A 256-nucleotide genomic window follows, 5' to 3' on the forward strand; every position below is an offset into this window, starting at 1 on the left:
GGCCAATGTACACGATTTGCCCGTCCGGATTATCGATGTCTTCTTCCATTTTGTCGACCATCGCGATCAGCGATTTTTTCCTGCCGCGGATTTTTTCCACGGGGATGATTTTTCCTTCATTATTGAACGCGAGCACAGGTTTGATGTTGAGCATCGTTCCAAGAAATGCACTGGCGCGGGAAACACGCCCGCCGCGCCTCAGGTGCTCCAGGCTTTCAACTGCAAACCAATGCGTGATTTTCCATTTTAAATCTTC

The 256-nt window shown here is 49.2% G+C and carries 1 protein-coding gene; it reads right to left on the bottom strand.

Annotated elements, in window-relative coordinates:
- The coding region (locus CHK_RS04625) for a DegV family protein (protein WP_046442871.1) at window positions 1-256 on the bottom strand (256 nt) is incomplete at both ends.

It is taken from the genome of Christensenella hongkongensis (assembly GCF_000981035.1).
Taxonomy (GTDB): Bacteria; Bacillota; Clostridia; order Christensenellales; family Christensenellaceae; genus Christensenella; species Christensenella hongkongensis.